The organism is Marinobacter profundi (genome assembly GCF_002744715.1).
Lineage (GTDB): Bacteria > Pseudomonadota > Gammaproteobacteria > Pseudomonadales > Oleiphilaceae > Marinobacter > Marinobacter profundi.
On sequence record NZ_KZ319375.1, the window covers coordinates 39,453 to 61,111 of the forward strand.

General features: G+C 61.7%; 23 protein-coding genes. 7 read left to right on the top strand and 16 right to left on the bottom strand.

All coding sequences use genetic code 11. From position 1 onward, the window contains the following. The first annotated feature begins 172 nt into the window (after positions 1-172). A complete protein-coding gene (rpsT, locus tag CLH61_RS15420) occupies positions 173-442 on the top strand; it encodes a 30S ribosomal protein S20 (protein WP_099615663.1) in 270 nt (89 codons plus the stop codon). A 176-nt stretch (positions 443-618) separates the two neighbouring features. Here the strand turns inward: rpsT and proB are convergent, their stop codons facing one another. The 4 genes from proB to rplU form a co-directional block, all read right to left on the bottom strand. After that, entirely contained in the window at positions 619-1,743 is a 1,125-nt protein-coding gene (proB, locus tag CLH61_RS15425) for a glutamate 5-kinase (protein ID WP_099615664.1), read from the bottom strand. Between the two features lie 24 nt (positions 1,744-1,767). Then, positions 1,768-2,967 (bottom strand): Obg family GTPase CgtA, encoded by a 1,200-nt coding sequence (gene cgtA / locus CLH61_RS15430; RefSeq protein ID WP_099615665.1) that lies wholly within the window; start codon positions 2,965-2,967, stop codon positions 1,768-1,770. Between the two features lie 164 nt (positions 2,968-3,131). Then, the gene (rpmA, locus tag CLH61_RS15435; RefSeq protein WP_099615666.1) at positions 3,132-3,392 is read right to left on the bottom strand and encodes a 50S ribosomal protein L27; all 261 of its coding nucleotides are present in this window, start codon (positions 3,390-3,392) and stop codon (positions 3,132-3,134) included. A 37-nt stretch (positions 3,393-3,429) separates the two neighbouring features. Continuing rightward, positions 3,430-3,741 (bottom strand): 50S ribosomal protein L21, encoded by a 312-nt coding sequence (gene rplU / locus CLH61_RS15440; RefSeq protein WP_099615667.1) that lies wholly within the window; start codon positions 3,739-3,741, stop codon positions 3,430-3,432. 298 nt (positions 3,742-4,039) lie between these two features. Here rplU and ispB point away from each other — a divergent pair, with 298 nt between their 5' ends. Further along, entirely contained in the window at positions 4,040-5,008 is a 969-nt protein-coding gene (ispB, locus tag CLH61_RS15445) for an octaprenyl diphosphate synthase (protein ID WP_099615668.1), read from the top strand. Between the two features lie 51 nt (positions 5,009-5,059). Here the strand turns inward: ispB and CLH61_RS15450 are convergent, their stop codons facing one another. Continuing rightward, positions 5,060-6,046: a glutathione S-transferase family protein gene (locus CLH61_RS15450; RefSeq protein WP_099615669.1), complete on the bottom strand. Its 987-nt coding sequence runs from the start codon at positions 6,044-6,046 to the stop codon at positions 5,060-5,062. A 97-nt stretch (positions 6,047-6,143) separates the two neighbouring features. Between CLH61_RS15450 and CLH61_RS15455 the strand changes: the two genes are divergently transcribed. Beyond that, complete coding sequence (locus tag CLH61_RS15455) at positions 6,144-7,055, top strand: LysR family transcriptional regulator (RefSeq protein WP_099615670.1); 912 nt, start codon at positions 6,144-6,146, stop codon at positions 7,053-7,055. A 112-nt stretch (positions 7,056-7,167) separates the two neighbouring features. Continuing rightward, positions 7,168-8,691, top strand: coding sequence for a WS/DGAT/MGAT family O-acyltransferase (locus CLH61_RS15460; RefSeq protein WP_099615671.1), 1,524 nt, complete (start codon positions 7,168-7,170; stop codon positions 8,689-8,691). A gap of 56 nt (positions 8,692-8,747) precedes the next feature. Here the strand turns inward: CLH61_RS15460 and CLH61_RS15465 are convergent, their stop codons facing one another. Next, positions 8,748-9,413, bottom strand: a complete 666-nt coding sequence (locus CLH61_RS15465) for a DUF2057 family protein (protein ID WP_228152670.1) — start codon at positions 9,411-9,413, stop codon at positions 8,748-8,750. Positions 9,414-9,667: 254 nt separating this feature from the next. Here CLH61_RS15465 and CLH61_RS15470 point away from each other — a divergent pair, with 254 nt between their 5' ends. Further along, the gene (locus CLH61_RS15470) at positions 9,668-9,871 is read left to right on the top strand and encodes a DUF6316 family protein (protein WP_099615673.1); all 204 of its coding nucleotides are present in this window, start codon (positions 9,668-9,670) and stop codon (positions 9,869-9,871) included. A 35-nt stretch (positions 9,872-9,906) separates the two neighbouring features. On the opposite strand, the gene CLH61_RS15475 is transcribed toward CLH61_RS15470, so the two are convergent. The 8 genes from CLH61_RS15475 to glyA all read right to left on the bottom strand — a co-directional run bounded on the left by CLH61_RS15475 (position 9,907) and on the right by glyA (position 16,560). Next, a complete protein-coding gene (locus CLH61_RS15475) occupies positions 9,907-10,434 on the bottom strand; it encodes a phosphatidylglycerophosphatase A family protein (RefSeq protein WP_099615674.1) in 528 nt (175 codons plus the stop codon). Continuing rightward, positions 10,431-11,387 carry a thiamine-phosphate kinase gene (thiL, locus tag CLH61_RS15480; RefSeq protein ID WP_099615675.1) on the bottom strand — a complete coding sequence of 319 codons (957 nt, stop codon included), beginning with the start codon at positions 11,385-11,387 and terminating at the stop codon, positions 10,431-10,433. The genes CLH61_RS15475 and thiL overlap by 4 nt, the downstream gene beginning before the upstream one ends. A gap of 3 nt (positions 11,388-11,390) precedes the next feature. Continuing rightward, positions 11,391-11,876 carry a transcription antitermination factor NusB gene (gene nusB / locus CLH61_RS15485; protein WP_099615676.1) on the bottom strand — a complete coding sequence of 162 codons (486 nt, stop codon included), beginning with the start codon at positions 11,874-11,876 and terminating at the stop codon, positions 11,391-11,393. Further along, a complete protein-coding gene (gene ribH / locus CLH61_RS15490; protein WP_099615677.1) occupies positions 11,876-12,352 on the bottom strand; it encodes a 6,7-dimethyl-8-ribityllumazine synthase in 477 nt (158 codons plus the stop codon). Before ribH ends, nusB begins: the two co-directional genes overlap by 1 nt. Before the next feature lie 51 nt (positions 12,353-12,403). After that, positions 12,404-13,519: a bifunctional 3,4-dihydroxy-2-butanone-4-phosphate synthase/GTP cyclohydrolase II gene (gene ribBA, locus CLH61_RS15495; protein ID WP_099615678.1), complete on the bottom strand. Its 1,116-nt coding sequence runs from the start codon at positions 13,517-13,519 to the stop codon at positions 12,404-12,406. 74 nt (positions 13,520-13,593) lie between these two features. Then, positions 13,594-14,709 (bottom strand): bifunctional diaminohydroxyphosphoribosylaminopyrimidine deaminase/5-amino-6-(5-phosphoribosylamino)uracil reductase RibD, encoded by a 1,116-nt coding sequence (gene ribD / locus CLH61_RS15500; protein WP_099615679.1) that lies wholly within the window; start codon positions 14,707-14,709, stop codon positions 13,594-13,596. Continuing rightward, entirely contained in the window at positions 14,706-15,242 is a 537-nt protein-coding gene (gene nrdR, locus CLH61_RS15505; protein ID WP_099615680.1) for a transcriptional regulator NrdR, read from the bottom strand. The genes ribD and nrdR overlap by 4 nt, the downstream gene beginning before the upstream one ends. A 64-nt stretch (positions 15,243-15,306) precedes the next feature. Continuing rightward, on the bottom strand, positions 15,307-16,560 hold the full coding sequence (glyA, locus tag CLH61_RS15510; protein ID WP_099615681.1) for a serine hydroxymethyltransferase: 1,254 nt from the start codon (positions 16,558-16,560) through the stop codon (positions 15,307-15,309). Positions 16,561-16,880: 320 nt separating this feature from the next. Between glyA and ettA the strand changes: the two genes are divergently transcribed. Then, positions 16,881-18,542: an energy-dependent translational throttle protein EttA gene (gene ettA / locus CLH61_RS15515; RefSeq protein ID WP_099615682.1), complete on the top strand. Its 1,662-nt coding sequence runs from the start codon at positions 16,881-16,883 to the stop codon at positions 18,540-18,542. Positions 18,543-18,618: 76 nt separating this feature from the next. Then, positions 18,619-19,995 (top strand): DNA repair protein RadA, encoded by a 1,377-nt coding sequence (gene radA / locus CLH61_RS15520; RefSeq protein WP_099615683.1) that lies wholly within the window; start codon positions 18,619-18,621, stop codon positions 19,993-19,995. Positions 19,996-20,004: 9 nt separating this feature from the next. Here the strand turns inward: radA and CLH61_RS15525 are convergent, their stop codons facing one another. Then, a complete protein-coding gene (locus CLH61_RS15525) occupies positions 20,005-20,373 on the bottom strand; it encodes a PilZ domain-containing protein (protein ID WP_099615684.1) in 369 nt (122 codons plus the stop codon). A 68-nt stretch (positions 20,374-20,441) separates the two neighbouring features. After that, positions 20,442-21,506 (bottom strand): uroporphyrinogen decarboxylase, encoded by a 1,065-nt coding sequence (hemE, locus tag CLH61_RS15530; protein ID WP_099615685.1) that lies wholly within the window; start codon positions 21,504-21,506, stop codon positions 20,442-20,444. Positions 21,507-21,659: the final 153 nt, after the last annotated feature.

The following is a 21,659-nucleotide window of genomic DNA, read 5'->3' on the forward strand; positions in this document are numbered from 1 at the left end:
GGCGAGTTTACCACAGCCCTTTGCCAATGCGGGATGAAATGGCATTCGCCCTTGACATTTTGAGCCGTTGGCGGCATAGTTCCGCGTCATTTATTTCGACGCGCTGGTTTTGGCGCGCCCGCGATTTTAACGAATCGATTCAGCAACGAATTTTGTTTTCAGGAGTTTTACGGTGGCAAATTCCCCACAAGCCAAGAAGCGCGCACGTCAGAACGAGAAGAACCGCAAGCACAATGCCAGCCTGCGTTCCATGGCTCGTACTTACATGAAGAAGGTCCAGGCCAAGATCGAAGCCGGCAACTACGAAGAAGCACAGGCTGCCCTGCAGACTGCCCAGCCGATTCTGGACAGCATGGTCAACAAAGGCATCTTCTCCAAGAACAAGATTGCTCGTCACAAGAGCCGTCTGAATGCCAAGATCAAGGCCCTGAAGAGCGCGTAAGCGGCTTTCCTTCAGCGTTGAAAAAACCGGCTTCGAGCCGGTTTTTTTATGTCTCAAATTGGTGCAGGAATTCAGGTCCGGGAACTGCGACAACACCCCGACCATCAGGGCCCGGAAAACAACCCGCAGGCCCTGCAATGCAACCGCACGCCCCCATCCCTTCGGAGGCCCGGCGGTCAGACAATAACCAGGTTATCGCGGTGGATCATCTCCTCGCCGGAGATATAGCCAAGCAGCTCGGCAATGCGATTGCTGGGCCGGCCGGCAATGGCGCGCGCCTCGTCCGCATCGTAGTTGACCAGCCCCCGGGCGACTTCCTTGCCGTGCTGGTCGACACAGGACACCATCTCGCCCCGGCGGAACTGGCCGGAGACGCTTTTGATCCCCACCGGCAGCAGGCTGCGGCCACCGAGGCAAAGCACCCGCACCGCACCGTCGTCGATGATGAGCTGGCCACGGGTCTGCAGATGACTGGCCAGCCACTGCTTGCGGGCGGCCGTACGGCCCTGTTCGGGCAGCAACAGGGTGCCGATCTGATCACCTTCGCGCAGGCGGGTAATAACCCCTTCAATGCGCCCACCCACGATCACCGTGAAGGCGCCAGACCGGGCAGCCAGGCGAGCTGCACGGAGCTTGGTCTGCATACCACCACGCCCGAGGGCTCCCGCGCCGCCGCCAGCCATGGCGTCAAGCTCATGATCACCGGCCTTGCGCTCGGTGACCAAGCGAGCATCGTCATGCTTGCGCGGGTCCTTGTCGAACAGGCCGAGCTGGTCGGTGAGAATGATCAGGCCATCGGCCTCGATCAGATTGGCCACCAGGGCGCCAAGGGTGTCGTTGTCACCGAAACGGATCTCATCGGTAACCACGGTGTCGTTTTCATTGACGATGGGAACCACGCCAAAATCCAGCAACGCCCGCAGGGTGCTTCGGCCGTTGAGGTAGCGCTTACGGTCAGACAGGTCATCGTGGGTCAGCAAGATCTGGGCAGTATGAATCCGGTGGCGCTTGAATTGCGCCTCCCAGGTCTGCACCAGCCCCATCTGGCCAACGGCTGCGGCAGCCTGCAACTCGTGGAGTTGCTCCGGCCGACTGGTCCAGCCGAGCCGACTCATACCTTCGGCCACCGACCCGGATGACACGATTACCACCTCAACGCCGTTCTCGATAAGCTCGGCAATCTGGTCAACCCAGAGCCCGAGGGCAGCGACATCCAGGCCCTTGCCATCGTTGGTCAGCAGGGCACTACCGATTTTTACCACCAGGCGACGGGCCTGGCGCAGCTGGGAGCGTTCACTCATGATGATTCAGGGTGCTCTTGATTATCACTCGGGCGCGTAAACTACCTCGACGTCGTAATCGTCGTCGTCAAAATCGTCATCATCGTCGTCGTCCGCAGCGCGGGCGGCACGGCGAGCCTGGCGCTCAGCCTCGATACGGGCGCGGGCCTCTTCATCCATACGCCGGCGACGGGCCGCCTCACGCTCGGCCACCTCGGGATTCTGGGCCTCTTCTTCGGCCTGCTCCTCGATCCACCGCATCACCGCCTGCACCAACGGCTTGGCACCTTCGCCGCTGAGCGCGGAGATCCGGAACACCGGGCCCTGCCAGCCCAGCTCGTCAACGATGGCCTGACAATGGGCGTCCCGATCGGGCTCGGGCACCATATCCACCTTGTTCAGCACCAGCCAGCGCTCACGATCGGCCAGGGTTTCGCTGAATTTTTCCAGCTCGTGTTCGATAGCTCGTACATTCTGGGCCGGAGAGGAACCGTCAAAAGGCGCCACATCCACCAGATGCAATAACAGGCGGGTTCGCACCAGGTGCTTGAGGAAACGAATTCCCAAGCCGGCACCTTCGGCAGCGCCTTCGATCAGCCCCGGAATATCGGCAATCACAAAGCTCTGATGCGCCTGCACACTGACCACCCCGAGGTTCGGAACCAGCGTGGTAAAGGGGTAGTCTGCGACTTTCGGGCGCGCTGCCGAAACCGCGCGAATGAAGGTGGACTTGCCGGCGTTGGGCATACCCAGCAGACCTACATCCGCCAGCACCTTGAGCTCAAGGCGCAGGTTGCGCAGCTCGCCATCGGACCCCTTACTGGTCTGCCGTGGCGCCCGGTTTATCGAAGATTTGAAGCGGGTGTTTCCAAGACCATGGAAGCCGGCCTGGGCCACCTTGAGGCGATCACCGGCGTGGGTCAGGTCACCGAGCACTTCATGGGTGTCCATGTCGACCACGGTCGTACCCACCGGCACCGGCAACACCAGGTCTTCGCCCTTGTTGCCGGTACAGTTACGACCGGCACCGGGCTCACCGTTCTGGGCCTTGAAACGACGCTGGAAGCGGTAATCGATCAGCGTATTGAGCGCGCTGTCGGCCTCCAGGTATACCGACCCGCCGTCCCCGCCGTCACCGCCATCGGGACCGCCTTTGGGGACATATTTTTCCCGCCGGAAACTCAGGCAGCCGTGGCCGCCCTTTCCGGCTTCCACGATGATGGTGGCTTCGTCTACGAATTTCATATTCCGGAATGCCTTTGGTAACGCAAATATCGGGTAATTTTTGACTCACCCCAAACTAAAAAAGCCCCGCAGCCTCATGGAAGCTTTGCGGGGCTCCGGATGGCTCTGATACCTGATCATATCAGGGCCACCCCCGGTTCGACAGAACCTGAGATCGCCGCTGCTTACGCAGCTGGAACGATGCTCACAAACTTGCGGTTCTGCGGACCCTTGGTCTCGAACTTGACCTGGCCGTTTGCGGTTGCAAACAGCGTGTGGTCCTTGCCCAGACCGACGTTTTCACCAGGGTGGAAACGGGTACCGCGCTGACGGATGATGATGCTGCCTGCAGTGACAGTTTCACCGCCGTAGCGCTTCACACCAAGTCGTTTCGACTCTGAATCGCGACCGTTACGGGTACTACCTGCTGCCTTTTTATGAGCCATTGCTAGCCTCCTGTGTTGCGGGGGTTAACCGAGGGACTTAGCCCTTGATACCCGTGATCTTGACTTCAGTGAACCACTGACGGTGGCCCTGACGCTTCATGTGGTGCTTACGACGACGGAACTTGATGATCTGAACCTTGTCGTGACGACCGTGGCTGACCACTTCCGCAGTCACTGTGGCACCTTCAACAACCGGTGCACCAACCTGAACCTTGTCGCCGTCAGCAACCAGCAGAACACGATCGAACTCGATCTTGCCACCGGTTTCCACTTCCAGCTTTTCCAGCTTCAGGGTTTCGCCTTCTTTCACACGGTGCTGCTTACCACCGCTTACGATAACTGCGTACATTCATGCTCTCCGCGATTGACCCATCCCTGCTCTTATCCACCTGGTTCTAAGGGAAGCGCTTCGGCAACCCTATAGCAGGGAGCGCAGGTTGGGATGAGTTGGGCGCGTGATTGTACGAAAACCGGCCATGCAATACAAGTCTGTTGCCGGCAAGTTGACACTGTCTGCGGCAATACCTAGCATTGCCGCGACCTGCCAGTATTATCTACGAACGTATCGACAAAAGTACCGACAAAGTTCCAACAAAAGTACCGACAAGGCATCAACGCAATCACCAGCAAGGGACCAGACCAGCCCCATGACAGCCCAGCGTATCTACGACACCGTGGCCGATGACTTCAGCCGCGTTAACGACCTGATCATCAAGCGGCTCGCCTCCGACGTCCCCCTGGTGGAAAAGATTGCCCACTACATTATTGAAAGCGGTGGCAAGCGACTCAGACCCTTGTTGGTTTTGCTGTCCAGCCGGGCCGCAGGCTTCACCGGCGACGATCACCTCAAGCTGGCCGCCGTCATCGAGTTCCTGCATACCGCCACTCTGCTCCATGACGACGTGGTCGACACCTCGGACATGCGCCGGGGTCGCAGTACGGCGAACGCACGCTGGGGCAATGCGCCGAGCGTCCTGGTAGGTGATTTCCTCTACGCCCGCGCCTTCGAGATGATGGTGGAGCTGAAAAGCCTGCCGATCATGGAGGTGCTGTCCCGCGCCACCGCGGTAATTGCGGAGGGCGAGGTGATGCAGCTGATGAACATAAAAAACCCGGATCTGACCGAAGATCAGTACATGACGGTCATCCACAACAAGACCGCGATGCTGTTCGAGGCCGCCTCCCACACCGGTGCACTGCTGGCAGGCGCCGATAAGGCCCGGGAACGGGCGCTCAGGGACTACGGCAAACATCTGGGGCTGGCGTTCCAGCTGGTGGACGATGTGCTCGATTACCAGGGTGATGCCGAGGCCATGGGCAAGAATGTCGGTGACGACCTGGCAGAAGGCAAGACGACACTGCCACTGATCCACGCAATGGCCTACGGCAGCGACGAAGAACGCCAGCTGATCCGTCAAGCGATCCGCAAAGGCGGGCTGGATGAGCTGCCGAAGGTCCTGGAGATTGTCGAACGGTCTGGCGCGATCGAATATACCATGGCAAAGGCCCGGCAACAGGCCGATCTGGCCCGTGCCTGCCTCGACACTCTGGCACCGTCAGCCCAGAAGGATTCCCTGGAGCTGCTGACCGAGGTTGCCGTAGCCCGGGTCAGCTAACCGGCCCAGCCACACCAGGTCCGGGGCGCCATGCCCCGGCGCGTCGCCACCTTATTGCAGGCGCTCACGACCGTGGGGCGTGCGGAAGTCCAGTTGCGGTCCCACCGGCACAATCTGGGTCGGGTTGATGGTGCGCTGGCTGACATAGTAATGCCGCTTGATCTGGCCGATATCCACCGTCTCTGCCACGCCGGGCACCTGGTACAAGTCACGCAGGTAGGCCGACAGAACCGGGTAGTCACTGATGCGCTGCCGGTTACACTTGAAGTGGCTGAAATACACGGCATCAAAGCGAATCAGGGTAGTAAACAGCCGCCAGTCCGCTTCGGTGAGCTGCGCCCCCACCAGGTATCGCTGCCGCGAGAGCCGCTCTTCCAGCCAGTCCAGCGAATCGAACAGGGCACCAAAGGCCTGCTCGTACACCTCCTGATCGGTGGCAAAACCGGCCTTATAGACACCGTTGTTGACGGTGTCGTAAACCCGCTGGTTTACCTCGTCAATCTCGCCCCGCAGTGACTCCGGATAGAAATCCAGCTCCGCCCTCACCCCCTCGAGGCCATCGAACGCCGAGTTGAACATGCGGATAATGTCGGCGGATTCGTTACTGGCAATGGTCTGCTTTGCCGTGTCCCAAAGCACCGGCACGGTGACCCGCCCGGTGTACCCGGGCGCCGCCCGGGTATATAGCTGATGCAGAAAGCGGAAGTCATGCAGCCGGTCCTGATGCTGTTGGTCATCGGGACGGAACTCCCAACCGTGTTCCACCATGTCCGGGTGCACCACCGATACCGGAATATGCGGCCCCAGCCCTTTCAGCTGACGCACGATCAGCGTGCGATGCGCCCAGGGGCACGCCATGGAAACATAGAGGTGATAGCGACCGGATTCCGCGGCGAAACCACCTTCACCAGCCGGCCCCGGCGCACCGTCGGCCGTCACCCAGTTGCGAAAGCGGGCCGCTTCCCGCTCGAATTTGCCACCGGTCTTATCCGTGTCGTACCACTTGTCGTGCCATTTGCCGTCAATTAACAGGCCCATCGTGTTGCCTCCGCTATCTTTAGAGGGGAAGAATACCCGCCATCCTGCTACCCTCTCAAACAAGCATTTCTGGCCAACAACCTCAGATAATTCGAACATGCATAACGCCATCACTATTGATGCCCTGAAAGTACTGGATGCCATTGATCGCAAAGGTAGCTTTGCCGGCGCTGCCGGCGAGCTGTTCCGGGTACCGTCGGCCATCAGCTATACGGTTCAGAAGCTCGAGGAAGACCTTGATGTGGAAGTCTTCGACCGCAGCGGTCACCGTGCTGTGCTTACGCCCGCCGGCCGCTACCTGCTGGAGGAAGGCCGGGCCCTGCTGCAGGCTGCCGAAGCACTCGCCCACACTACGCGCCAGGTGGCCCAAGGCTGGGAAACACGGCTGAGGATCGGGTTTAACTCCCTGCTTCCGGCGGAGGCGCTGTTTCCCGCTGTCCGCGAGTTCTATGCCCTGGGGGTTCCGGTGGAGGTCCAACTGGTGGAAGAGGTGTTCGCCGGCGCGTGGGACGCACTGCAGAGCCGCCGCGTCGACCTTGTGGTCGGCGCCGACCAGTTCAGCAAGCCCGCCGGCGCCTTTGCCACCCAGGCCTTGGGGGAGATGAACTTTGTCTATGCCGTGGCCCCCGGGCATCCGCTGGCCGACCTGACACAACCGCTGACCGAAGACGATATCGCACGTTACCCGGCCGCCGTCGCCGCCGATACCTCCCGCTCCCTGCCTCCGGGCAGCGCCGGTATTTTCCAGCGCCAGCGGGCACTGACCGTCTCCAATATCGACCAGAAGATTGCGGTCCAGGAGGCAGGCCTGGGCGTCGGCTGGCTGCCCGAAGCCCGCATCCGCCAGCAACTGGCGGATGGCCGGCTGATCGCCAAGGAGGTCCATGACCGGCGGCAGCCCATCATGTTGCACCTGGCCCGTCATTCCGAAGACCAGGGCAAAGCCCTGATGTGGTTCTGGGAACGCCTCGGCCAGTCACCGGAGATCGCCCGCTGGCTGCGCTGCTGAAGCATTACCTTCCCGGACCGGCCGGCACGGGCATCACAGCCAACCGAAGGCCGGAGTGCTTCGTCTATACTGCGGCAGCACGGCACTATTTCAAACGCAAGGGAGTTCATTAATGCGGCAGTTATCGGAACTGGATGCGTCGTTTCTGTACCTGGAGTCAGAAACCGCTCCCATGCACATCGGCGGCGTCTACCTGTTCGATGCCCGCGGCAGCAAGCCGCTGCCCTTCAGCACCTTTGTCGCCTATCTGCGTAGCCGCCTCCACGTCATTCCCCTGTTTCGCCAGCGCCTGAAAGAAATCCCCCTGCGGCTGGGCCGTCCCTACTGGATTGATGACGCCAACTTCAGTATCGAACGCCACCTCGCCTACGTGAACCTGGGTGAGCACGGCAAGATTGATCAGCTGTCCCGGCTCGCGTCGCGGATTCTGGAGGAGCCCCTCAAGCGGGACCGGCCGTTGTGGCACATTACCTTTGTGGACGGCTTTCACCACGACGACGACCCGGACAGCCCGGGTTTTGCACTGATCGTGAAACTGCACCACGCCGCGATCGACGCCTTCAGCGGTGAGGAGATCATCGGCAAGCTGCTGGAATATACGCCGGAGCCGCGGCCCATCCTGGCACCAAAACCCTGGCAACCGCGACCGGAACCGTCCGAGGAGCGGGTCATGCTGCAGGCCGGGGCCAATCTGATCCGCACCCCGGTGCAGGTCACGTCGCTTGCGATCAGCGCAGCCGAGGCCACCGCCCGCGGTCTGATCCACAAACAACTGCGGAAGCTGCCGCTGCCCTTCCCGCTGTTTTCGGCCCCCCACAGCCCCTTCAACCGGCAGATCACCGGCAACCGGCGCATCGTATCCGCCACCGTTGCGCTGTCACGCCTGAAGGCCATCAAGGCCAGCATAGGCGAGGTAACCCTCAACGATGTGGTACTGGGCCTGTGCGCCGAAACCCTGCGCCGCTACATGATGAATCACGACACCGACAGCAGCCGCTCGCTGGTCGCCATGACCCCGGTCTCGGTGCGCTCGAAAAGCCTGCGGCGGGCTACCGGTAACCAGATGTCGGCCATGCTGCTCGATCTTGCCACCGACGAACCGGATCCGGCCCGGCGGATCCGCAAGATCCACTGGAACGCGGTCGCGTCAGAGCCCTACCAGGAAGCGATTGCTGCGGACCGGCTGACCGAGCTGGTACCGTCAACCATGCTGGCACTGTCGGCACGGCTGTATTCCGAGTTGCAGATTGCCCAGCGCTACCAGCCCGTCTTTAATGTCCCGATCACCAATGTACCTGGCCCCCAGGTACCCCTGTACCTGCAGGGCGCAAAGCTGGTCCGCCAGTACAATACGGCACCGCTGTTCGACAGCATGGGACTGGTGATTGTGGCGGTCAGCTATCAGGGCCGTCTCACGGTCAACTTTACCCTGTGTCCTGACGTGGTACCGGATGGCGATAGCCTGGAAGAACTGGTTGGCGACAGCCTGGCGGCCATCGAAGCGGCGGTCACCCATTTGCCCGCGGGCCAGGACGACCCGGAAGCGGTTGAGCCCCACCCCACCACGCTGATGGACGATGCCCTCACGGTGATGGAAGGGATCCTGAAAAAGACCCTGAAACGCTTCCGGGCCTAGTGTAGTCGGGAATATGAGGACGGCCGGGAATGATACCCCGGCCGCCTGGGGTCAGCTTACTCGAACGCCCAGCGCAGGAACTCGCGCTTCTCGTCCGCAGTGGCCCGCTGCCAAAGCAGCTTCATGGTCTCCAGGGTATCGACATCTCCTGCGGCTGCCGACGTGGCAGTGCCCGAAGCCGGCCCTGCCAGCAACTCATCGCTACGCTCAGGTCCCGTATAAACACTCGACGTTGCCACAACCGCCCCACTGGCACTGACGATACTGGCACTGAAGTCTGCCATCATGGCCTCGGCCTCGGCGCGGGACGCCGGTTTGTCGAAGCGGAAGCGGTAGGTCTCGCCGGCACGGGCAACCAGATCAACCACCCGGGGCTCCGAGGTTACGGTCGCAACCTTGGACTCACCGTTTTTGACCACGGTAGACTTGGCCCAGATGGTTTTATAGCTGAACACAATCCGGTTGTTGCCCGGCAGCAATTCATAATCCAGTGCCAGGTCATCCATCAGGAAGTTGGTAACCGACCGGCCATTGACTTCGGCCACCTGAATCTCACCCGGGGCCTCCAGCACTGCAACGCCGGAGGCGTCCATCGGCTTGCCCTCCCAGGTCTGGACCCGCGTCATGGAGGAACTGCAGCCGGCCATGCCGGTGGCAACCACGAGCAGCATCAGCAGCCCGGTCAGCGAACACATTTGTTTCCCGAAAGATTTTCCTGTCATCTCACTCTCCTGTAGTCCCCAGCAAAGATGCTTCCATTACCCAAGAGCCGCATTCTGACGAGTGGTGACGGCAATCGCAACAATGGCCTGCCAGCCTGTTCACCCCCCAACCGGTGATCCAACTCACCAGCTGGCGCCTAAAATGTAAAAAAATGTTGATTTAAACCCGGATTGATTTAATTTTAATCAGATGGGTCTGCAATGATGCAGCACCTACTCAACATCCATGGGACAACCGCACACAAGGAGGCCTGATGGATATCGAACAGCGTGTCGGTGAGAACGGGCGCGTTCCGTTCCGGAGCAACCGGTTCTTCTGTGTGGGGAGCAAGTGGTACTTTACCACCCGGGAAGGCTTTGACAGTGGTCCGTTTGCCTCGAGAGAGCGGGCCGAAATCGGTCTGCGCCGGTTCCTGAATGTCGTCCGCCTGCTACCGGAAGACCAGAAACTGCACTAGCCGCACCTCCCGTCGGCGGCTAGCCTGATGCCGGGTCAGAGCATCACCGGCATACCCCAGAGCTCCAGCAGGTAAAGACAGCCCAGCGCCATAAAGCCCGCGACGACGTCATCTACCATGATCCCCAGCCCGCCCGGCATACGTTTGTCCAGCCAGCTGATTGGCCAGGGCTTGATGACATCAAAAAACCGGAACAGGATAAAGGCCATGAGCACTTCCTGAACGTGGTCCGGAAAGATCCCGAGGGCAATCCACATGCCCACGAACTCGTCCCAGACAATACCACCGTGGTCATGAACCTTGAGGGCATTTGCCGTTTGCCCGCAGAGCCAGATACCGACCAGGAATGCCAGCAACACTACCAGCCAGTACGCTACCGGCGGCAACCAGAAAAACGTCAACCAGACCGGAATGGCCGCCAGGCTGCCCCAGGTTCCCGGGGCCCGGGCGGCCGCGCCGCTGCCAAACCCGAACGCCAGCAGGTGGACCGGGTTACGCAGAAAGCCCGGCGGCAGGATTACGTGGGGTGTACTTGGCTCCGGAGGAGGTACGGCATCGGTCATTCGGTGGCTCCAAAGTGATCGTATCCCCTGGCAGCCTGGTGCAGCTCCGCCCCATGACTGAAGAGCCGAAGTCCGCTTTCCTCGGTAATCCGCCCAACAACCGTCAGCTGGTTCCGGCACGCTTGCGGCAGGATCTGCCAGGTTTCCGGCGCCATGGTAACACAGAGCTCATAATCGTCTCCGGCCACCACCGCGCGCATTGCCGCACTCTCACCCGCCAGCCGCATCAGCGCGTCCGACAGCGGCACCTGCTCCAGCTCCAGCCGGGCGCCAACCCCGGAGGCATCGAGGATATGACCAAGGTCCGCCAGCAGGCCGTCGGATATGTCGATCGCGGCACTGGCGTAGCCTCGCAACGCCCGCCCCAGCTCCAGCCGGGGCTGGGGGCGATGGTAGCGGGCAAGGACGAACGCCTCGTCCGGCCCCGGGTGGTTCACATCCAGCCAGCGTAGCGCTTCGCCGGCATCGCCCAGGGTCCCGGACACGCACACCAGGTCGCCGGGGCAGGCACCGGAACGCCGGATTGCCGTGCCGGAGGGTACCGTGCCATGCACTTGCAGGCTGAGGGTAAGCGGGCCGCGGGTGGTATCGCCACCGGCAAGCAACAAGCCGAAACGATCTGCTGCCCGGGACAGGCCGCGGGCGAAACCGGTCAACCATGCTTCGTCAATATCCGGCAGGGTAAGTGCGAGGGTGAAGCAGACGGGATCAGCGCCCATGGCCGCCAGGTCACTGGCCGCGACGGCAAGACTGCGCCAACCAAGGTTTTCGGGATCGTAACTGGCGGGGAAATGTACCCCGGCAACCAGGGTATCGACGGAAAAAACCAGCTCGGCGCCGGGATCGACGCGCTGGATCGCACAATCATCCCCCGGCCCAAGCACCAGGTACGACGATGGACGCCCCCGGGACAGGGGCTCGAAGTACCTGGCAATCAGCTCGAACTCGCCCATGCCTCAGCGCGGGCGGGTTTCCGCCAGTCGTAACCGGCGGCTGAGCTTGTCGAGAATGCTGTTGACGAACTTGTGACCTTCGGTGCCGCCAAATTTCTTGGCCATCTCGATGCCCTCATTGATGACCACCTTGTAGGGCACATCAATGCGGTTCTTCAACTCGTAGGCACCCAGTCGCACGATGGCCAGCTCGATGGCGTCCACTTCATTGATCGGACGGTCAAGGAACGGCTCCAGCAGCTTGTCCAGCTCGCCCTGTTCGCGGTGAACGCCACGCAGCAGATCGCGGAAATAGGCGATGTCCACCTTGCTCATGTCATTATCAACCATGAACTCGGCTTCGATATCGCTGATCGCACTCTTGCTGAAATGGCGCTGGTACAGCCCCTGCATGGCCAGTGCCCGCGCGCGGCGACGGTCACCGGCTTTCGGCTGGCCCGTCGGACGGCTGCTCTCCGGTTGCCCGGCGTTGTCTTCAGGTCCTGTCATCACTCACCCAGCTTCCTGAAAAGGCTAACCATTTCAAGTGCGGTGATGGCCGCTTCGGCCCCTTTGTTGCCGGCCTTGGTGCCGGAGCGCTCGATTGCCTGCTCAATGGAATCCACAGTCAGCACGCCAAAGGTAACCGGTACGTCGGTTTCGAGACTGACGGCACCCAGACCACTGGAAGCTTCACCCGCCACATAATCGAAGTGCGGAGTGCCGCCGCGAATCACCGCGCCCAGCGCGATAATGGCGTCGTAGTTTCCGCTTTCCGCCACCCGCTTGACCGCCAGCGGCATTTCGTAGGCGCCCGGAACCCGTACGATGGTAATGTCAGCGTCGGCAATGCCATGACGACGCAGGGTATCGATGGCGCCTTCCAGCAGGCTTTCCACCACGAATCCGTTAAACCGGCCAACCACCACGGCATAGTTGCCACGGCACTCGGTAAAGTCACCTTCAATTACTCGGATATCTGCCATGCTTGGCTCCTTTGCGGGTACGACGGCAATAAACGGCGCCGTACCGGATTGTCATTCAGGGGTATAGGGTTCGTATTCCACCACTTCCAGGTCAAAGCCGGAAATGGCGGAGAATTTGATCGGCGGGCTCAGCAGGCGCATTTTACCCACGCCCAGGTCACGCAGAATCTGGGAGCCGGTACCCACGGTGAAATAGACACCGGAGCTGCCCTTGGCAGCAGGTGCCTGGTGCTCACCGAAGAATTCGTGGATACGGTCGTCCAGGTTGTAGCTGTCCTCGGCGCTGTTCAGCAGCACCACCACGCCCCGCCCTTCCTGCGCCACTCGCGCCAGGGCATGGTGCAGCGGCCAGCTGCGGGAGTCCGCACGCCGGGCACCGAGCAGGTCGCGCAGGGTGTCCGTGATGTGCACCCGCACCAGCGTCGGCTCATCGGGGCTGATATCGCCCATGACCATCGCCAGGTGGGTCGCACCCTGGACGTTGTCACGGTAGGTGCGCAGATTGAACACTCCGTGCTCGGTGTCCAGATCGTACTGTTCCACACACTCGATGGTGCGCTCGTTGAGGATCCGGTAGTGGATCAGGTCGGCAATGGTGCCGATCTTCAGATCGTGCAGCTCGGCAAACTTCTCGAGGTCTTCCCGACGCGCCATGGATCCGTCGTCGTTCATGATCTCGCAGATCACCCCGGCCGGCTCGCAACCAGCGAGAGCTGCGAGGTCACAGGAAGCTTCGGTGTGGCCGGCACGACTGAGAACACCGCCCGGGTCAGACATCAGCGGGAAGATATGCCCCGGCTGGACCAGATCGGATGCCTTGGCATCCCTGGCCACGGCCGCCTGTACGGTGCGGGCCCGGTCCGCCGCCGAAATCCCGGTGGTGACCCCTTCCGCTGCCTCGATCGACAGGGTGAACTTGGTACCGAACCCTGACGCATTGCGCTGTACCATCAGCGGCAGGCCCAGCTGCTCACACCGATCGCGGGTCATTGGCATGCAGATCAGGCCGCGACCGAACCGCGCCATGAAATTGATCGCCTCGGCGGTGCAATGTTCTGCCGCCATGACCAGGTCACCTTCGTTCTCCCGGTCCTCATCATCCATCAGGATAACCATCTTGCCCTGACGGATGTCTTCGATGATCTCTTCAATACTGTTCAGTGCCATATGGTTTGCACCCTTGCAGCCCCGGCGGCCAGGTTCCTGGCCCGAAATACCCGATGGGCGTGAATGTTGAAAATTTAGCTGGGAACAAGGATCAGCCGTTCATCCTCACCCACCTGACGCCGGTCGCGGACCGCCCACCGTACTTTCTCGGCCATGGTCGCCAGCGGCAGCCTGGCCGTTGGCCGGGCATCACTCCCCAGAAACACCGGTGCCTGGTAGAGCCACAACTCATCCAGTAACCGCTCGGCAATGAACGCCCCGGCCAGGGTAGGCCCGGCCTCGACCAGCAGTTCGTTAATTCCGAGCTCGCCCAGGAAATCCAGCAACTCCCCGAGATCGACGCCGTCGGTCTTCCAGGATACGCCACTCAGGCTGACCCCGAGTGCCGACAGATCCTGTGCCGGTGCCGTCGCCAGGGCCTCGGAGGAACAGAACAGCCGGACATTGCCGCCATGAAGGATTCTCGCGGTCACCGGTGTACGGGCATCCCGATCGGCAATCACTCGCAGTGGCTGGCGGGCCGGCTCGGTCGCCAATCCGATATCCCCCAGCTCGGCACGGCGCACCGTCAGCGACGGGTCATCGGCCAGCACCGTACCGACACCGGTAAGGATGGCGTCGCTGATGGCCCGCAGGCGCTGTACATCGCGACGTGAATCGGCGCCGGTAATCCACTGGCTCTCGCCGGACGCCATCGCGGTACGGCCATCCAGGCTGGCAGCAATTTTGACCCGTACGTACGGCCGCCCGGTTTCCATCCGCTTCATGAAGCCGGGATTGAGCTTCCGCGCATCCTCCGCCAGCACGCCTTCGGTAACGCGGATGCCGGCGTCCCGCAGCATATCCAGTCCGCGACCGGAAACTGCCGGATTGGGGTCCTTGGTGGCGGCAAAGACATGGGCGATGCCGGCATCAATCAGCGCCCTGGCACAGGGTGGTGTGCGACCAAAGTGGCTGCACGGTTCCAGAGTCACATACGCGGTCGCCCCCCGGGCGGCAGGACCGGCCTGGCTCAGCGCGCGGGTCTCCGCGTGGCCTTCGCCGGCACGCTCATGCCAGCCCTCACCCAGAATGCGACCACGCTTGGCAATGATGCAGCCAACACGCGGATTGGGATGGGTGGAGTAACGGCCGCGCCAGGCGAGCTGGATCGCCCGGGCCATGAATGCGGTATCCTGGGCGTCGATCATGTCTTCTCTTCGGCTGCCTTGTCTCCGGACGAAGATTCGCCGGCGAGGGCCTTGGCCACTCCCACCGGGTCGGAACCCTCCCCATTGGCGGACAGCCGCTCGATCTCTTCCTTGAACTCGTTGAGATCCTGGAAACTGCGGTAAACCGAGGCAAAACGCACATACGCCACTTTGTCCAGCTGGCGCAATTCCGTCATGACTTCCTCACCCAGCTGCATCGATTTCACTTCCCGCTCGCCGGTGGCGCGCAGGCGGAACCGGATACGGTTCAGTGCAGCCTCGATTTCCTCGATGCTGACGGGGCGTTTCTCCAGTGCCTTCATAATGCCGGCGCGGAGCTTGTCCTCATCGAAAGGCTGTCGGGTACCGTCCTGCTTGACTACCCGGGGCATCACCAGCTCGGCAGTCTCAAAGGTGGTAAAACGCTCCCGGCACGACAGGCACTCCCGTCTGCGGCGCACCTGGTCGCCTTCGGCAACGAGGCGCGAATCGATCACCTTGGTGTCGGCTTCACCGCAGAACGGACAATGCATAATTCAAAACTCCCAGCAGCAGCCACCCGGCCCCCAACGGGTCGGGCGGCATGGTTCACAAACCTCAGCCATAGACCGGGAAGCGTGCGCAGAGGGCTTCGACCTGCTGGCGAACCCGGCTGTTGACGCTTTCGTCTTCGAGGTTATCGAGAATATCGCACATCCAGCCAGCCAGATCACGGCACTCGGACTCACCAAAACCGCGGGTAGTCACTGCCGGAGTACCGATCCGCAGGCCGGAGGTCACAAACGGGGAGCGCGGGTCATTGGGCACTGCGTTCTTGTTCACGGTAATGTGGGCACGGCCCAGGGCAGCATCCGCATCCTTGCCGGTAATGTCCTGCTTGATCAGGCTGACCAGGAACAGGTGGTTTTTGGTACCACCGGATACCACATCAAAGCCGCGCTCGATGAACACCTCGGCCATCGCCGCCGCGTTTTTCACAACCTGCTTCTGGTAAGCCTTGAACTCATCGCTCATGGCTTCCTTGAAGCACACCGCCTTGGCAGCGATGACGTGCATCAGCGGGCCGCCCTGGCCACCCGGGAACACCGCAGAGTTCAGTTTCTTCTGCAGGTCTTCATCAGCGCAGGCCAGAATCAGGCCGCCACGGGGACCACGCAGGGTCTTGTGGGTTGTGGTCGCCACCACGTGCGCGTGGGGTACCGGATCCGGATAGACCCCGGCGGCCACCAGGCCTGCCACGTGGGCCATGTCGACAAACAGGTAGGCACCGACCTTGTCGGCGATTTCACGGAAGCGTGCGAAGTCCAGCTCCTGGGAGTAGGCAGAGAAACCGGCAATGATCATCTTCGGCTTGTGCTCGACGGCCAGGGCTTCCACTTCGTCATAGTCAATCAGGCCGGTTTCCGGATTCAGGCCGTACTGCACGGCGTGGTAGATCTTACCGGAGAAGTTGACGCTGGCACCGTGGGTCAGGTGACCACCGTGAGCCAGGCTCATGCCCAGCACGGTATCGCCGGGCTTCAGCAGCGCCATGAAAACCGCGGAGTTGGCCTGGGAGCCAGAGTGCGGCTGCACGTTGGCATAGGCTGCACCGAACAGTTCCTTGGCGCGGTCGATGGCCAGCTGCTCGGCCACATCGACAAATTCACAGCCACCGTAGTAACGCTTGCCGGGGTAACCCTCGGCATACTTGTTGGTCAGCACGCTGCCCTGGGCTTCCATTACCCGCGGGCTGGTGTAGTTCTCGGACGCGATCAGCTCGATATGAGCTTCCTGACGCTTGGCCTCAGCCTGCATGGCGGTCCAGAGCTCGTCGTCATAGCCGGCGATTTTCATATCACGATTAAACATGGATGTGCTGCCCCTGTGTGCTGCGTCTGCCCTGCAGACCTTCTGAAAAAGCGGTTCCGGGCGCCGCCGCTGCCACAATTCCCCGGCGGCCGGCGCTTCCCTGTAAAAATGGGCGCTTATTCTAGCGCATTACGGCCGTCAAAATCACCTTTTACCCCTTCCGTATAAACCGATGGAACAGCGCACCTCCGGTCACTGCGGATTGCTATGGCACGGTGGTTTCGCTACCTTACGGGGTTGATTTCCGTTTCGTTGCAGACCGGTCACATCGCACTTGCTGCCCGCCGGCTGCACACCAGACCCAGAGGACATTGCCAGACATGGCCCAGTACGTATACACCATGAATCGCGTCGGCAAGGTGGTTCCACCCAAGCGCGAGATTCTGAAGGACATTTCCCTGAGCTTCTTCCCGGGCGCAAAGATTGGCGTACTCGGCCTCAACGGCTCCGGTAAATCCACCCTGCTGCGGATCATGGCGGGGGTCGACCAGGACTACATCGGTGAGGCCCGTCCCCAGCCCGGCATCAAGGTAGGCTACCTGCCCCAGGAGCCGGAGCTGGACGAGGAAAAGACGGTAAAGGAAATTGTCGACGAGTCCGTCGCCCACGTTCACAACGCACTGGCCGAACTGGACCAGGTATACGCCGCGTACGCGGAACCGGACGCAGACTTCGACGCCCTCGCCAAGAAACAGGGCGAGCTGGAAGCGATCATCCAGGCCACCGACGGTCACGACATCGAACGCAAGATGGAAGTTGCCGCCGACGCCCTGCGTCTGCCAGCCTGGGACCAGAAGGTAAAAGTGCTGTCTGGTGGTGAGCGCCGCCGGGTGGCCCTGTGCCGCCTGTTGCTGTCCGGCCCCGACATGCTGCTGTTGGACGAGCCCACCAACCACCTGGATGCGGAATCCGTGGCCTGGCTCGAGCGCTTCCTGCACGATTACGATGGCACCGTGGTAGCTATCACCCACGACCGCTACTTCCTCGACAACGTGGCCGGCTGGATCCTCGAACTGGACCGGGGCCACGGCATCCCGTTCGAGGGCAATTACAGCCAGTGGCTGGAAAACAAGGAAAAACGCCTGGAAATGGAATCCAAGCAGGAAGCTGCCCACCAGAAAGCGATCAAGCAGGAGCTTGAGTGGGTGCGCTCCAACGCCAAGGGCCGCCAATCCAAGAGCAAGGCCCGCCTGGCCCGCTTCGAGGAAATGAGCTCCCAGGAATTCCAGAAGCGCAACGAAACCAACGAACTTTACATCCCGCCCGGGCCACGCCTTGGCGACAAGGTGATCGAGGTCGACGGTATCAGCAAGGCCTTCGGCGACCGCCTGCTTTATGAGAACGTATCCTTCAACGTACCGGCGGGCGCCATTGTCGGCATCATCGGTGGTAACGGCGCCGGCAAGTCCACCCTGTTCAAGATGATTGCAGGGATGGACCAGCCGAGCGCCGGCACCATCACCGTGGGTGAAACCGTGGAACTGGCCTACGTTGACCAGATGCGCGACCTGGACGGCAGCAAGACCGTGTGGGAAGAGCTGTCTGGCGGCCAGGACATGATCAAGGTCGGCAACTACGAAACCCCGTCCCGCGCTTATGTCGGCCGCTTCAATTTCAAGGGCACCGACCAGCAGAAGCGCGTCGGCGACCTTTCCGGCGGCGAGCGTAACCGCCTGCATCTGGCCAAGCTGCTGAAGCAGGGCGGCAACGTGCTGCTGCTGGACGAGCCCACCAACGACCTGGACGTGGAGACCCTGCGCGCCCTGGAAGAAGCCCTGCTGAACTTCCCCGGCTCCGCCCTGGTGATCTCCCACGACCGCTGGTTCCTGGACCGGGTGGCCACCCACATCCTGGCATTCGAGGACGACGGCGAAGTGGTGTACTTCGAAGGCAACTTCACCGACTACGACGCGGACTTCAAGAAGCGCAAAGGCGACTCTGCCATGCAGCCCAAGCGCATGAAGTACAAGAAGCTCGCCTGACCATCGACTAGCCAGACCATCGACAGGGCCGGCCAACAGGCCGGCTCGCTTTCTTTTTCCTGTACGGACCCCGGCCATGGCCAAAGCCAGAACAGCCTTTGTCTGCACCGAATGCGGCGCCGATTACTCGAAATGGCAGGGCCAGTGCACTGCCTGCCAGAGCTGGAACACCATCAGCGAGGTGCGCGGCGTCAGCAGCAACGCCAAGGGCGCCCGTGGCGCCCGCTTCGAGGGCTTCGCCGGTAGCCTGGCGGAGGTCCAGAGCCTGGACTCCGTCAGCCTGGCCGAACAGACCCGCATCAGCACCGGCATGCAGGAGTTTGACCGGGTTCTGGGCGGCGGCCTGGTCGAAGGCTCGGCGGTGCTGATGGGCGGCCACCCCGGCGCCGGCAAAAGCACGCTGTTACTGCAGGCGGTCTGTCATCTGGCCGGCCAGGTGCCCGCACTCTACGTAACCGGCGAGGAATCCCTGCAACAGGTTGCGATGCGCGCCAAGCGCCTCGGACTGCCCACCAGCGACCTGAAGATGTTGTCGGAAACCAGCGTTGAGCGGGTCATCCAGGTAGCCGAACACGAAAAACCCCGCATTCTGGTGGTGGACAGTATCCAGGTGATGCACGTCGCCGACATCGAGTCCGCCCCCGGCAGCGTGTCCCAGGTGCGCGAGAGCGCCGCCTTTCTGACCCGTTTCGCCAAGCAGACCGGCACCATCCTGTTCCTGGTGGGCCACGTCACCAAGGACGGCAGCCTGGCCGGCCCCAAAGTCCTGGAGCACATGATCGACTGCTCCATTTTGCTGGAAGGCTCCAGCGACAGCCGCTACCGCACCCTGCGGGGCATCAAGAACCGCTTCGGCGCAGTCAATGAACTCGGGGTGTTCGCAATGCTCGAGCAGGGGCTCAAAGAGGTCAAAAACCCCAGCGCCATCTTCCTGAATCGCGGCGAAGATGCGGCTCCGGGGAGCGTCGTGATGGTGGTCTGGGAGGGCACCCGACCGATGCTGGTGGAGATCCAGGCCCTGGTGGACATGGCCCAGGGCGGCTATCCCCGCCGGGTTGCCGTAGGCCTCGACCAGAACCGCCTGGCGATGCTGCTGGCAGTGCTGCACCGCCATGGCGGCATGCACGTGTCCGACCAGGATGTCTTCGTCAACGTGGTCGGCGGTGTGAAGGTCAACGAAACCAGTGCCGACCTGGCCCTGTTAGCGGCCATCGTGTCATCGTTCCGGGACCGCGCCTTGCCGCAGGATCTGGTGATATTCGGGGAAGTCGGTTTATCCGGAGAGATCCGCCCGGTGCCCAGCGGCCAGGAACGGATCTACGAGGCTGCCAAGCACGGCTTTACCCGCGCCCTGGTGCCCAAGGGCAATGCGCCAAGGAAAGCGATCGACGGAATGAAAGTCATGCCGGTAACCCGGCTGGCCGACGCGCTCGCGGCACTGGACGAGCTCTGAGCAGCGGCCTCAGTCAATCAGGTGGCGGAATTCCCGCTCCAGCAACACCGGATCGCCCAGGTTGAGTTCCACCAGCCGCTTCAGGTGCGCCGCGCTGTCGAGATCGATGTATTCAGACTGGAAGCCGAGGCGGTGATCCTCAATGTGCCGCAACTCCACCGCCATCACGATCGCGGCTGACCTTGAGTCAAGGTGGATCACCACCTCGCAGGGTTGCCGCGACGGCACATTCCAGCCTTCAGGGCGCCTGACCAGCACCCCGCGCAGCGAAATATCAAGCACTTCGCTGGACCACACCTGGTCTTGCCAGTGGAGCTCACAGGGAGCATCAAAACGAATGCGGTGAAAGCGCCGCTTCTCCGGGGTCCTGGGCTGCAATCGATGACTCCTATCAGTCGGTTACTCGTGTCACTGACTATAGCCCCGACCCGGCGGCGCATCCAGAATTAGCGGTGGTACTCGGAGCTGAGCTCGACCACCGCTTCAATGAAGGCCCCGGCATTGGCTGGATCCACATCCGGAGTGATGCCGTGCCCCAGGTTGAAAATGTGGCCACTGCCGGTGCCATAACGGCGCAGGATATCGGCCACTTCCTGACGGATCCGCGCCGGCGGCGCGTACAGCATGGCCGGATCCATATTACCCTGAAGCGCGACCCGGTCACCGACCCGGGCCCGGGCATTGCCGATATCCGTGGTCCAGTCCAGACCCAAGGCATCGGCACCGCTGTCCGCCATGGATTCCAGCCATTGCCCGCCGTTCTTGGTGAACAGGATTACCGGAACCCGGCGACCGTCGTGTTCACGGATCAGCCCGGCAACAATCTTGTTCATGTAAGCGAGAGAGAACTCCTCATAGGCCCAGCTGCTCAGCACTCCACCCCAGGTATCAAATATCTGTACTGCCTGGGCGCCGGCCTTGATCTGACCGTTCAGGTAATCAATGACCGAGTCGGCCAGATGATCCAGCAGGCGGTGCATGACTTCCGGCTGGCCGTACATCAGCTTCTTGGCCTCACGAAAATCCTTGGAAGAGCCGCCTTCGACCATGTAGGTCGCCAGTGTCCAGGGGCTGCCGGAGAAGCCGATCAGTGGCACCCGGCCATTCAGCGCTCGGCGGATAGTGGAGACCGCATTCATCACGTAATCCAGATCCACCTCGGCATTCATCTTCGGCAGCGCCGCCACGTCCGCCTCGGAGCGAATGGTGTGACGGAATTTGGGACCTTCGCCGGTTTCAAAGTACAGCCCGAGGCCAAGGGCGTCCGGGATGGTGAGGATGTCCGAGAACAGGATCGCCGCATCCAGCGGATAGCGCTCCAGCGGCTGCAGGGTAACCTCGCAGGCCAGCTCGGTATTCTTGCAGAGACTGAGGAAATCGCCGGCCTTGGCCCGGGTGGCACGGTACTCCGGCAGGTAACGGCCCGCCTGGCGCATCATCCATACCGGCGTGCGGTCAACAGGCTGACGCATCAGCGCCCGGAGGAAACGATCATTTTTCAGCTCGGTCATAGGAATCCCAATCGGCTCTCGAAGTGCAAAAGTATGGGGAGCAATGATACCCCGTTTGGCGCAATAAAAAAGGGCGCGGTACCGATTGGTACAACGCCCTTGCCAGGATAAAACAGGATGATGCCGGGGACGGGCTTGAGCCAGCACCCTTCC

What these genes read in the sequence shown, in the direction of transcription:
- proB (WP_099615664.1), bottom strand. Translation starts at nt 1,743, where the DNA reads ATGAGTGAACGCTCCCAGCTGCGCCAGGCCCGTCGCCTGGTGGTAAAA.
- cgtA (WP_099615665.1), bottom strand. Translation starts at nt 2,967, where the DNA reads ATGAAATTCGTAGACGAAGCCACCATCATCGTGGAAGCCGGAAAGGGC.
- rpmA (WP_099615666.1), bottom strand. Translation starts at nt 3,392, where the DNA reads ATGGCTCATAAAAAGGCAGCAGGTAGTACCCGTAACGGTCGCGATTCA.
- rplU (WP_099615667.1), bottom strand. Translation starts at nt 3,741, where the DNA reads ATGTACGCAGTTATCGTAAGCGGTGGTAAGCAGCACCGTGTGAAAGAA.
- ispB (WP_099615668.1), top strand. Translation starts at nt 4,040, where the DNA reads ATGACAGCCCAGCGTATCTACGACACCGTGGCCGATGACTTCAGCCGC.
- CLH61_RS15450 (WP_099615669.1), bottom strand. Translation starts at nt 6,046, where the DNA reads ATGGGCCTGTTAATTGACGGCAAATGGCACGACAAGTGGTACGACACG.
- CLH61_RS15455 (WP_099615670.1), top strand. Translation starts at nt 6,144, where the DNA reads ATGCATAACGCCATCACTATTGATGCCCTGAAAGTACTGGATGCCATT.
- CLH61_RS15460 (WP_099615671.1), top strand. Translation starts at nt 7,168, where the DNA reads ATGCGGCAGTTATCGGAACTGGATGCGTCGTTTCTGTACCTGGAGTCA.
- CLH61_RS15465 (WP_228152670.1), bottom strand. Translation starts at nt 9,413, where the DNA reads ATGACAGGAAAATCTTTCGGGAAACAAATGTGTTCGCTGACCGGGCTG.
- CLH61_RS15470 (WP_099615673.1), top strand. Translation starts at nt 9,668, where the DNA reads ATGGATATCGAACAGCGTGTCGGTGAGAACGGGCGCGTTCCGTTCCGG.
- CLH61_RS15475 (WP_099615674.1), bottom strand. Translation starts at nt 10,434, where the DNA reads ATGACCGATGCCGTACCTCCTCCGGAGCCAAGTACACCCCACGTAATC.
- thiL (WP_099615675.1), bottom strand. Translation starts at nt 11,387, where the DNA reads ATGGGCGAGTTCGAGCTGATTGCCAGGTACTTCGAGCCCCTGTCCCGG.
- nusB (WP_099615676.1), bottom strand. Translation starts at nt 11,876, where the DNA reads ATGACAGGACCTGAAGACAACGCCGGGCAACCGGAGAGCAGCCGTCCG.
- ribH (WP_099615677.1), bottom strand. Translation starts at nt 12,352, where the DNA reads ATGGCAGATATCCGAGTAATTGAAGGTGACTTTACCGAGTGCCGTGGC.
- ribBA (WP_099615678.1), bottom strand. Translation starts at nt 13,519, where the DNA reads ATGGCACTGAACAGTATTGAAGAGATCATCGAAGACATCCGTCAGGGC.
- ribD (WP_099615679.1), bottom strand. Translation starts at nt 14,709, where the DNA reads ATGATCGACGCCCAGGATACCGCATTCATGGCCCGGGCGATCCAGCTC.
- nrdR (WP_099615680.1), bottom strand. Translation starts at nt 15,242, where the DNA reads ATGCATTGTCCGTTCTGCGGTGAAGCCGACACCAAGGTGATCGATTCG.
- glyA (WP_099615681.1), bottom strand. Translation starts at nt 16,560, where the DNA reads ATGTTTAATCGTGATATGAAAATCGCCGGCTATGACGACGAGCTCTGG.
- ettA (WP_099615682.1), top strand. Translation starts at nt 16,881, where the DNA reads ATGGCCCAGTACGTATACACCATGAATCGCGTCGGCAAGGTGGTTCCA.
- radA (WP_099615683.1), top strand. Translation starts at nt 18,619, where the DNA reads ATGGCCAAAGCCAGAACAGCCTTTGTCTGCACCGAATGCGGCGCCGAT.
- hemE (WP_099615685.1), bottom strand. Translation starts at nt 21,506, where the DNA reads ATGACCGAGCTGAAAAATGATCGTTTCCTCCGGGCGCTGATGCGTCAG.